At 71.2% G+C, this 11,081-nt stretch carries 6 protein-coding genes; 2 read left to right on the top strand and 4 right to left on the bottom strand.

Features of this window, described 5'->3' with window-relative positions:
* A partial coding sequence (locus E1293_RS38470) for a DUF8094 domain-containing protein (protein WP_481726108.1) occupies positions 1–787 on the top strand: 787 nt, incomplete at its 5' end.
* 53 nt (positions 788–840) lie between these two features.
* Here the strand turns inward: E1293_RS38470 and E1293_RS38465 are convergent.
* On the bottom strand, positions 841–5,682 hold the full coding sequence (locus E1293_RS38465) for an NAD-glutamate dehydrogenase (RefSeq protein ID WP_132203632.1): 4,842 nt from the start codon (positions 5,680–5,682) through the stop codon (positions 841–843).
* A 140-nt stretch (positions 5,683–5,822) separates the two neighbouring features.
* Positions 5,823–7,358, bottom strand: a complete 1,536-nt coding sequence (locus E1293_RS38460; RefSeq protein ID WP_132203630.1) for a serine/threonine-protein kinase — start codon at positions 7,356–7,358, stop codon at positions 5,823–5,825.
* A 265-nt stretch (positions 7,359–7,623) separates the two neighbouring features.
* Between E1293_RS38460 and E1293_RS38455 the strand changes: the two genes are divergently transcribed.
* On the top strand, positions 7,624–8,229 hold the full coding sequence (locus E1293_RS38455; RefSeq protein ID WP_132203628.1) for a hypothetical protein: 606 nt from the start codon (positions 7,624–7,626) through the stop codon (positions 8,227–8,229).
* Here E1293_RS38455 and E1293_RS38450 read toward each other — a convergent pair.
* Complete coding sequence (locus E1293_RS38450) at positions 8,219–10,174, bottom strand: acetoacetate--CoA ligase (protein WP_132203626.1); 1,956 nt, start codon at positions 10,172–10,174, stop codon at positions 8,219–8,221. The two genes, E1293_RS38455 and E1293_RS38450, sit on opposite strands and share 11 nt — an antisense overlap.
* Positions 10,175–10,507: 333 nt before the next feature.
* Positions 10,508–11,081, bottom strand: a 574-nt coding sequence (locus E1293_RS38445) for a haloacid dehalogenase-like hydrolase (RefSeq protein WP_132203624.1), incomplete at its 5' end; no start/stop codon positions are given.

Raw genomic sequence — 11,081 nt, 5'->3', positions numbered from 1 at the left:
GGCTTCTGGGGGGCCGGCTGTCGCGGATGATGGGTCGCTCAGAGTCCTTAAGGGGTGGGTCGATCGGCATAATCGGGCCATTACCTCTGGGGACGAGCGGTTATGGCGCGAGACGGTCGTGGGGGCGTTGGCGGCTCCGGTCAGTGCTCGGGTTCGTACTTACGGGAAGTTGCCGAAGTCGGCGGAGATTTCGTTGGGAAACCCCGTTTTTTATGTGCCTCGGGAGCGTGATTATCCCCGCTGGTTCGGGGTTGCTGCGGTGGAGCGGTCAGGTGGCAGAGATCAGCAGGTTCTTGGGGTTTTCGTCCAGACTGATGCAAAGAGTGATTGGCGTGCCGGGCACTGGTTGACGTTCCAAGGGAAGCCTCCGCAGCTCGCTTATGACCGGCAGGGATATGCGATTGCGGCGGCTGACCGGAGGCTTCCTGCGGTGCATGCCAAGTACCTTGTTGATGGCGATGCGAGTGGGCTTGTACCTGATGCCTATTCGGCTAATGCGCGAACGAAGTCGGGTGCGGCTGGGGGTTTCACTCCGGGGCCTGGGGCGTCCTATGCGCTGCGCACCGAGGATGGTGGTTCGCTTGTCTGGTATGGGCTGACGCAGGAGCAGACGCTCGATGGTGGTTCCACTCTGCCGGGTGAGGTGCGTGACTACCTTGCCAAGAACGATGGCAAGCCCGGTAAGAGCGTGTTTGTGACCTGGCAATGGCTTGTGATCGGGTATGCGCCGCCGTCCGGCAAGGGGCGTGTTCTCGGGGAGTCGGTCTCGCTGGCCTCCGCTCGGTGAAACGCGTGCCGCCCGCCCCGCCGGGTGCGGGACGGGCGGCATCGTTCGTGCGGTCAGGCGTCGGTGCTGGGCAGCGAGCTGGCGGTGACCAGGGTGCGGATGGCGCCCAGGGCCACGGAGAGGGTGGCCAGGTCGAAGCTGTCGCTCTCCCAGATCTCGCTGAGGGTCTGCTGGGCGCGCCCGACGGCGGGCTTGTTCTTCTCCGCCCAGTGGATCATGCGCTCCTCGGGGTGCCCGCCCGGCCCGCTGGTGACGAGGACGTCCCGGGTGAGGGCCGCGTGGGCGGCGTACAGGTCGTCGCGGAGCGCGGAGCGGGCCATGGAGCGCCACTTGTCGTCGCGCGGCAGCGCGATGATGCGTTCGCGGAGCCGGGAGAGCTGGAGGCGGTCGGCGAGGTCGAAGTAGACCTCGGCGACCTCGTCCACCGGACGGCCCGTGTCGTGCGCGATGCCGACCAGGTCGAACGTGGAGTAGGCGGTGACGAACGTGGCGCACTGCTCGGCGAGCCCGTCCGGCACGCCGAGTTCGGCGAAGCCGTCGCGGCGCTGCTCGAAGGCGGCGAGGTCCAAGCCGACCAGGAGCTTCGACAGGTGCGCGCCGAGGGTGGCCGCGCCGCCGCAGAAGAAGTCGACGGTCTCCTGGATGTCGAACGGGGGGCGCCGGTTGTGCAGCAGCCAGCGGGCGCCGCGCTCGGTGAGCTTGCGCGCCTCCAGCAGCATCGCGACCTGCGTGGACTCCTCGACCTGGTGGGACAGGCCCTCCACCGCGTCCCAGAAGACCGGCATCCGGAACACGTCGCGGGCGACGAGGTAGGCGCGGGCGATGTCGGACGGCGACGCGCCCGTCTCCTCGTTCATCCGGAAGACGAACGTGGAGCCGCTCGCGTTGACCAGGTCGTTCACCACGGCGGTCGTGATGATCTCGCGGCGCAGCGCGTGCCGGTCCATGTAGGGGCGGAACCGCTCGCGCAGGGGGGTCGGGAAGTAGTCGACCAGCCACGACTCCAGGTAGGGGTCGTCGGCCAGGTCGGAGGCGACGAGCTCGGCGTCCAGCGTGAGCTTGGCGTAGGCGAGCAGGACGGAGAACTCGGGGCTGGTCAGCCCGAGGCCGGACTGGCGGCGCTCGGCGAGCGCCTTGTCGTCCGGCAGGGCCTCCAGGCGCCGCTTCAGCCGGCCGTCGCGCTCCAGCTTGCGCATGTACCGGGCGTGGATGTGCAGCATCGCGGGCGCCTGCGCGCGGGACGCGGCGAGCACCACGTTCTGCGCGTAGTTGTCGCGCAGGACGAGCTGCCCGACCTCGTCGGTCATCTCGTAGAGCAGGCCCTCGCGCTGCTTGCCGGTCAGCTCGCCGTCCCGCACGACCTGGTCGAGCAGGATCTTGATGTTGACCTCGTGGTCGGAGGTGTCGACGCCGGCGGAGTTGTCGATGAAGTCGGTGTTGATCAGGCCGCCGCCGCGGGCGAACTCGATGCGGCCGAGCTGGGTCACGCCGAGGTTGCCGCCCTCGCCGACGACCTTGCAGCGCAGCTCGGAGCCGTCCACCCGGACCGGGTCGTTGGCCTTGTCGCCGACGTCGCCGTTGTTCTCGATGGACGACTTGACGTAGGTGCCGATTCCGCCGTTCCACAGCAGGTCGACCGGTGCCCTGAGGATGGCCCGCATCAGCTCGAAGGGGGTGAGCGTCTTCACCCCGTCCGCGATCCCGAGCGCGGCCCGGATCTGCGGGGTGACCTGGATCGACTTCAGGGTGCGGGGGAACACGCCGCCGCCCTTGGCGATCAGCGAGGTGTCGTAGTCGGCCCAGCTGCTGCGCGGCAGCTCGAACAGGCGGCGGCGCTCGGCGAACGAGGCGGCCGCGTCCGGGTCCGGGTCGATGAAGATGTGCCGGTGGTCGAACGCGGCGACGAGGCGGGTGTGCTCCGACAGCAGCATCCCGTTGCCGAACACGTCACCGGACATGTCGCCGATGCCGACGGCGGTGAAGTCCTCGTTCTGGACGTCCTTGCCGAGGGCCCGGAAGTGGTACTTGACCGATTCCCAGCCGCCGCGGGCCGTGATGCCCATGCCCTTGTGGTCGTAGCCGACGGACCCGCCGGACGCGAACGCGTCGCCGAGCCAGTACCCGTACTCGGCGGCGACGCCGTTGGCGATGTCGGAGAACGTCGCGGTGCCCTTGTCGGCGGCGACGACCATGTAGGTGTCGTCGCCGTCGTGGCGGACGACCTTCGGCGGCGGGACGACCTTGCCGTCCACAAGATTGTCGGTGAGGTCGAGCAGGCCGGAGATGAAGTGCTTGTAGCAGCCGATGCCGGCCTTCTGCCACACCTCCCGGTCCGCGGACGGGTCGGGCAGCTGCTTGCCGACGAAGCCGCCCTTCGCGCCCGCCGGGACGATGACGGTGTTCTTCACCGCCTGCGCCTTGGCCAGCCCGAGGATCTCGGTGCGGAAGTCCTCGCGGCGGTCGGACCAGCGCAGCCCGCCGCGCGCGACCGTCCCGAACCGCAGGTGGACGCCCTCGACCTCCGGCGAGTACACGAAGATCTCGTACGTCGGCCGGGGCAGCGGCAGGTCGGGGATGCCCTCCGGGTCGAACTTCATCGCCAGGTACGGCTTGCCCTGGTAGTGGTTCGTGCGGAGGGTCGCCTGGACGAGCGCCAGGTAGGCGCGCAGGATGCGGTCCTCGTCGAGGCTCGCGACCTCGTCCAGCTTGCCCTTGAGCTCCTCGGTGATGCCGGCGCTGCGCTCCTCCTCGCCGCCCTGCAGGGTCGGGTCGAGGCGGCTCTCCCACAGCCGGACGATCAGCCGGGTGATGGAGGCGTTGCGCAGCAGCACCTGCTCGATGTACCGCTTGGAGAACGTCGTGCCGGCCTGCCGCAGGTACAGGGCGTAGGCGCGCAGGATCATCGCCTGCCACCAGTTCAGCCCGACGTGCAGGACGAGCGCGTTGAAGCCGTCGTTCTCGATCCGGCCGCTCCACAGCGCGGTGAACGCGTCCTGGAAGAGGTCCTTGATGGCCTCTTCGGCGACGTTCGCGGGCGGCACGTACCGCAGCCCGAGGTCGTAGACCCAGAACCGGCGGCCGTCGGAGGTGTTGATCTCGTACGGCCGCTCGTCGATCACCTCGACGCCCATGTTCTGCAGCAGCGGCAGCACCCGGGACAGCGAGATCGGCTCGCCCAGCCGGTAGATCTTCAGGCGCCGCTCGCCGGGCTCGGCGCTGTAGGGCTCGTACAGGTTGATGGAGGTGTCGGCGTCCTCGCCGAGGTCGTCGAGGCGGCGCAGGTCGGCGACCGCGGTGCGGGCCGGGAAGTCGGCCTTGTAGCCCTCGGGGAACGCCTCCCCGAACGCGCGGCCGAGCGTCCCCGACCGCTCCTCGCCGCACTGCTCGACGATCGCGTCGCCGAGGTCGTCCTCCCAGGAGCGGGCGGCGTTCGCGAGCCGCTCCTCCAGCTCGGCGACGTCGAGGTCGGGCAGCGGACGGCCGCGCTCGGCGCGGACGACGACGTGCAGCCGGGCCAGGATCGACTCGGTCACGTTCGCGCTGTAGTCGACGCTGACGGCCTCGAACGCGGTCTGCAGCAGGTGCTGGATGCGCAGCCGGACCTTGGTGGTGTAGCGGTCGCGCGGCAGGTAGACCATGCAGGACATGAAGCGCCCGTACAGGTCCTTGCGCAGGAACAGCTTCAGCTGGCGGCGCTCGCGCAGCCGCAGCACGCCGAGGGAGATCTTCAGCAGGTCGTCGATCGAGATCTGGAACAGCTCGTCGCGCGGGTAGCTCTCCAGGATCTCGATGAGGTCCTGGCCGTCGTAGCTGTCGGCGGTGAACCCGGCGCGCTCCAGCACCTCGTCCAGCTTCGGCTTCAGGACGGGGACGTGCGCGATCGACTCGCTGTAGGCGACGTGGGTGAACAGGCCGAGGAACCGGCGCTCGCCGATGACCTCGCCGTTGCCGGCGAACTTCTTCACCCCGATGTAGTCGAGGTACAGGGGGCGGTGGACGGTGGAGCGCGAGTTCGCCTTGGTGATGACCAGCAGGCTCTTCTCGGTCGCCTTCTCCCGGACCTCCGGCGGCAGCGCGGCGAAGCTGTCGGACTCGCGCTTGTCGCTGCGCAGGATGCCGAGGCCGGTGCCCGGTTCGGGACGCAGCGCCGCCCCGTCCGCGGTGAGCGTGTAGTCGCGGTAGCCGAGGAAGGTGAAGTGCCCGTCGGCCAGCCAGTCGAGCAGCTCGACGCCTTCGGCGAGCTCCTTGGCCGGAAGCGGCGGGTTCGTCTCCTGGACGGCGGTCGCGATCTCGTGGGCGCGGGCGCGCATCTTCGGCTCGTCCTCGACGGCGACCCGGACGTCCTGCAGGACGCGGACGAGGTCCTTCTCAAGGGCGTCCAGGACGGACCGGTCGCTGGTGCGGTCCACCTCGATGTGCATCCACGACTCGTCGACGTCCTCGTCGCTGTCGAGCTTGCCGCGGAACGCCTTCAGGTGGCCCGCGACGTCGCGGTCCACGCCCAGCAGCGGGTGGACGATCAGGTGCGTGGCCAGCTGGTGCCGGGTCAGCTCCATCGTGACCGAGTCGACCAGGAACGGCATGTCGTCGGTCACGACCTGGACGATCGTGTGGCCCGGGTCCCAGCCGTACTCCTCCAGCGTCGGCGTGAAGACGCGCACCTTCGCGCGGCCCTGCGGCCGCTCCTCGCCGAGCGCCCGGTGCGCCATCGCGGGGCCGCAGATGTCCGCCGGGTCGCGGGCCATCAGGTCCTCATGGGCGACCTGGCGGTAGTAGAGGCGGAGGTAGGCGAAGGCCTCCTCCACGTCCCCGCCGCGCCCCCCTGGGCGCTGCGCGCACGTCTCAGCGGCCCGCCGGAGCAGGTCGTCCTTCGCTTGATCGAGCATGCCGCCCATCAACAACTCCCCTAGAGACCCATCGCCACCTCGTTGTGGCGCCGCTCACTGCACGAGCGTAACCAGGAATCGTCCCAAAGCCGACCTGGTCCGCCACATGGGCGAACGTGGCCTATGCCACTCGGGCCAGTGTCGCGGGGTCAGCCGGTGCCCTGCGCGCCGCCGCCGGTACCCGGGTCGTCCGGATCGGTCGGCGGGTCCTCGGGGTCGGTCGGGTCGGTGGGGTCAGTCGGGTCGGTGGGGTCGGTCGCCGTGCCGGTCGGCGACGGCGAGTTCGACGTCGGCGTCTCGGACGGTGACGGGCTGCCGCTGCCGCTCGGGCTGCCGGTCGGGGTGCCCTCGCCGGTCGGCGCCGGGTCGTAGGACGTGGGCGGGGCCTCGTTCACGGGCTTGCGGGACGTCGCCGGGGCCGTGGTCGGGTAGACGTCGGTCGGCGCGGGCGGTGCGCTCGGGTCGCTGACCTTCTGGCCCGCCTTGCCCTTGTCTCCGGAGCTCAGCATCAGGACGGACGAGACGACCACGATCGCGACGAGCAGCGCCGCGGCGCCCGCCAGTACGGCGGAGCGGCCGGAACCGGCGAGCGCGTGGCGCCATCCTCCGCCGCTCTTCCGCGCGGCGAGGTCGCGGGGCAGGGTGTTGCCCGCGGCCCATTCGGCGGGCGTGGGCAGCGGCTCGGCCTCGTGCTCCATGGCCGATTCCCCGAACGGGGCGTCCGCCAGGGCGGGCGCGTCGTCGAAGGCGTCGGCGAAGACCGGGACGGGGCCGAACACGTCGTCCTCGTCGTTCTCCGCCGCGCGGACGGACCCGGCGGCGAGCATCGCGGTCTCGTCGGTGTCGCCGGACGGGCGGGCCGCGGGACGCGCCGCGACCTCCTCGTGCCCGAGCAGCCGCATCAGCACCTGCCGCGCGCCGGGGCGCCGCGCGGGCTCCTTCTCCAGGCAGTCGGCGACCAGGTCGCGGAGCGGGCCGTCCAGGTCGCCGAGGCCGGGTTCCTCGTGCAGGATCCGGTTGATGACGGCGGGGATGGTGTCCTGCCCGAACGGCGGTTCGCCGGTCGCCGCGAACGCGAGGGTCGCGGCCCAGCAGAACACGTCCGCGGGCGTCCCGACCTCGTCGCCGCTGATCTGCTCGGGCGCCATGTAGGACGGGGTGCCGATCACCCGGCTGGTCATCGTGGTGCCGCCGCCGAGCGCGCGGGCGACGCCGAAGTCGATGACGCGCGGGCCGTCCGGCCCGAGCAGCACGTTGTGCGGCTTGAAGTCGCGGTGGACGATCTTCGCCTGGTGGATCGCGGCGAGGGCCGTCGCGGTGCCGACCGCGAGCCGGTCCAGTGCCGCGCCGTCGAGCGGGCCGTCCGCCAGCACCTGCTGGTTCAGCGACGGGCCCGGCACGTACTCGCTGACGATGTAGGGCCGGTCGCCGGTCGCGTCGGCGTCGATCACCTGCGCCGTACAGAACGGGGCAACGCGCTTTGCAACCTCCAGCTCGCGCAGGAACCGGGCGAGCGCCTTGTCGTCGGACGTCAGCTCGGCGTGCAGCAGTTTGACCGCGACCTGCCGGCCGTCCTCGGCGGCGCCGAGGAACACCGTCCCCTGGCCGCCCTCGCCCACCCGGCCGATCAGGGCGTACGAACCCAGCCGGTCCGGGTCCCCGGACCGCAGCGCCCCAACCTCCATGCGTGCAACCGTCCCTCTCTTGATCGACGGGCCGTGACGTGCTCCCGGCCCGGATCACCCCTCTGACTGTGAGACGCGCGAGACCCGAGGGGAGTTCACCGGATTCTGCGACCATACGGCGCGATCTGCCCCACCGCTTCCGTTCGGACGCTTTTGGGCCGGAGCACAACCCTAATGCCGTCACATCCCACAGCGATACGCCCGCGCCCAGCGTCACACAAGCACGCGTCACACAAGAACGGGTCACACAAGCGAGACTGAACGCATGACCACCCTCGACGGCCGCCGCGTCCGGACGCGCGCCGAACTGATGGACGAGCACGGTCTCGGGCGCAGCACGCTGGAGAAGTGGTACCGCGAACGCGCGTCCAACGGCCATCCGGAACCGGTGGGGACGGTCGGCTCCCAGCTCGCCTGGGACGCCGTGGAGTGGGACCGCTGGTACGCCGCGCGCCGCTCCCGCGACGTCCCGCCCGGCCTGGTGACCCGCGACGAGCTGGCCGCGCGGCACGGCATCAGCCGCCACCGCCTCAAGCAGCTGTGGGCGGACCGCGCGTCCAACGGCCATCCCGACGCCGCCCACCGCGCCGGCAAGGCCATGTACTGGGACGAGGCCGCCTGGACGGCCTGGTACCGCGCCCTCGGGGAGCGTCCGGCGCAGGAGGGGCCGGACGACCTGGTGACGCTCGCCGGCGCGGCCCGCATCCTCGGGCTGGCCCAGTCGAGCGTCACCGTCTACGCCGGGCGGCCGCCCGCGGGCTGGCCCGAGCCGGCCAGGGTCGAGCCGCTGGGCGGCGGCCGCGTCCGCCGCCTCTACCGGCGCCGCGACATCCTCGCCTACGCGGCGCGGGCCACGGGGTCTACGGGGTGAAGTGGGCGAGGACCTCGGGGTTGGCCATGGAGTCGCGGTTGGCGGCCTTGTCGACCGGGGTGCCCTGGAGGATCTTGCGGACGGGGACCTCCAGCTTCTTGCCCGACAGCGTCCGGGGGATGCCGGGGACGGCGGTGATCTCGTCCGGGACGTGCCGCGGCGACAGCGCCGACCGGATCCGGCGCTTGAGGTCCGCCACGAGGCCGTCCGTGAGGGACGCGCCCTCCGCGAGCTGGACGTAGAGGAGCAGCCGGCCCTCCTGGCCGAGGCGTCCGGTGTCGATGACGAGGCTGTCGGTGATCTCGTCGAACGCCTCGACGACGCGGTAGAAGTCGGACGTGCCCATCCGGACGCCGCCGCGGTTCAGGGTGGAGTCGGAGCGGCCGTAGATGACGCAGCCGCCGTCCGGCAGGACCTTGATCCAGTCGCCGTGCCGCCACACGCCCGGGTACATGTCGAAGTACGAGCCGCGGTAGCGGTCGCCGCCCTCGTCGTTCCAGAAGAAGACGGGCATGGACGGCATCGGCTCGGTGAGGACGAGTTCGCCGACCTCGTCCACGACCGGCCTGCCGTCCTCGCCCCACGCCTCGATCTTGGCGCCGAGGCCGCGGCACTGGATGACGCCGGCGCGCAGCGGCAGCAGCGGTGACGGGCCGACGAAGCCGGTGCAGATGTCGGTGCCGCCCGAGAACGAGCCGAGCAGCAGGTTCTCGCCGACCGCCTCGTACACCCAGGCGAACCCCTCGGGCGGCAGCGGCGACCCGGTGGACCCGATGCCGCGCAGGCCGGACAGGTCGAACTCCTCGCCGGGGCGGCGGCCCTCCTTCGCCGTGGCCGTGATGTAGGGAGCGCCGACGCCCATGTAGGTGATCCCGCTGTCGGCGGCCAGCGACCACAGGTCGAGGGGGGCGCCGTCGTACATGACGATGGTGGAGCCCACCAGCAGGCCGCCGATGAGGTAGTTCCACATCATCCAGCCGGTGGTGGTGAACCAGAAGAACACGTCCTCGGGGCCGATGTCCTGGTGGAACGACAGCGACTTGAGGTGTTCGAGGACGACGCCGCCGTGGCCGTGCACGATCGGCTTGGGCAGCCCGGTCGTCCCGGACGAGTACACGACCCACAGCGGGTGGTCGAAGGGGACGTCCTCGAACTCCAGCGTGTCGTGGTCGGGGCGGGGCAGGTCGCGGTAGTGCATGCCCACCCGCAGCCCGTCGGGCGTCACGGCGGGGTCGAGGTAGGGGATGAGGACGGTCGCGGCGAGGCTCGGCAGCGCGGCCTCGATCTCCCCGACGACCTCCATGCGGTCGAACCGCTTGCCGTTGTAGGCGTAGCCGTCCACGGCGATCAGGACCTTCGGCTCGATCTGCGCGAACCGGTCGACGACCGACGACGACCCGAAGTCGGGCGAGCACGACGACCAGATCGCGCCCAGCGACGCCGTGGCCAGGAAGCAGATCAGCGCCTCGGGGATGTTCGGGACGTAGGCGGCGACCCGGTCGCCCTTGCCCACGCCAAGGTCGGCAAGGCCCGCGCGGACCTCCGCCACGTGCAGCGCCAGCTCCCGGTACGTCAGCACCCGGTGCCCGCCCGCCTCCGACCGGAAGACGACCGCGGTCTTGCCGGGGGTCTCCTCCGCCCGGCGCAGCGCGTTCGCCGCGTAGTTGAGGGTCGCGCCGGGGAACCACTTCAGGCCGTCCACCGGCATGGGCCCGCCCGTCCGGACGGGACCGTCACCGCGCTCCCCGACGACCTCGAAGTACGACCAGACGGCGTCCCAGAACGCGTCGACCTCCGTCACCGACCAGCGCCAGAGGTCCTCGTAGGACTCAGTGAGGACGCCCCGGTCCCACAGCCAGTGGACGAAGTGGGTCACCCGCGCGTTCGCAACGACCTCCTCCGACGGCTCCCACAGCGCCGAACCTTCGGAAACCTCACCGACCATCTCGCTCCCTCCATGCCGTGCCGAAGCGCGCGGCCATCCCAATATCGGCCCCGCCCGCACACGGCGCAACTTCCCCGATCGGCCCGCCGCTACGCGCCGGCCCCCGTCCCATCCCAGGTCACGACCAGGCGAGGGGCAACCCCGCGCCCCCACATAGATCGCGCCTCACGCACCCCCGGGCACCACACCCCCGGTTTTCCACAGAACGACGTTCTACCGCCGTGCGCCGAGCGGTCCGCCGACACTGAAGGCCACAGCTCGGAGGGGGCACGAATGCTCGGATGCGCACATGCAGCGGTCGGCCACGCTCGGCCGCACGGGGCGGCGAAGCGGTCAGAGGCGGGTGAGGTCGGCTACGGCGGTGACGACGGCCTTGGTGTCGGCGAGGGTGGCGAGGACGGTCTCGGCGCCGGCGGCGCGGAGTTCGGCCTCGGTGGCGCTGCCGGTGGCGACGGCGATGATCGGGGAGCCGGCGATGTGGGCGGCCTGGACGTCGCGGGGCGAGTCGGCGATGTAGACGGTGGCCGACTCGGGGTAGCGGGTGCCGTTGCGCTCGCCCGCGCGGGTGCGGGCGAGCTCCAGCAGGGCGGCCTTGCTGTAGACGCCGTTCTCGTAGCCGCCGGCGTCCAGGTCGAGGCGGCCGGCGAGGCCGAGCTCGGTCACCTTCAGGACGGCGTTCGGCTGGAGGGAGCCGGTCAGCACCGACTGGACGACGCCGGGCACGTGGGCGAGCGCCTCGACGGCCTCGCGGGCGCCCGCGAGGACGCGGCCGTGGGCGCGGACGTCCGCGCGGCGGGCCGCGAACGCCGCGGCCAGCGCGTCGAAGAGGGCGGGCAGGTGGTCGTCGGTGGTGACGACGTCGTTGAACGCGAGCGTCTCGAAGATGATCTCGGACTCGGTGCGGCCG

Source organism: Actinomadura darangshiensis (assembly GCF_004349235.1).
In the GTDB taxonomy this organism is placed as follows: Bacteria; Actinomycetota; Actinomycetes; order Streptosporangiales; family Streptosporangiaceae; genus Spirillospora; species Spirillospora darangshiensis.
This window is presented reverse-complemented; position numbering and strand designations above follow the sequence as displayed.

What these genes read in the sequence shown, in the direction of transcription:
- E1293_RS38455 (WP_132203628.1), top strand. Translation starts at nt 7,624, where the DNA reads ATGACCACCCTCGACGGCCGCCGCGTCCGGACGCGCGCCGAACTGATG.
- E1293_RS38465 (WP_132203632.1), bottom strand. Translation starts at nt 5,682, where the DNA reads ATGGGCGGCATGCTCGATCAAGCGAAGGACGACCTGCTCCGGCGGGCC.
- E1293_RS38450 (WP_132203626.1), bottom strand. Translation starts at nt 10,174, where the DNA reads ATGGTCGGTGAGGTTTCCGAAGGTTCGGCGCTGTGGGAGCCGTCGGAG.
- E1293_RS38460 (WP_132203630.1), bottom strand. Translation starts at nt 7,358, where the DNA reads ATGGAGGTTGGGGCGCTGCGGTCCGGGGACCCGGACCGGCTGGGTTCG.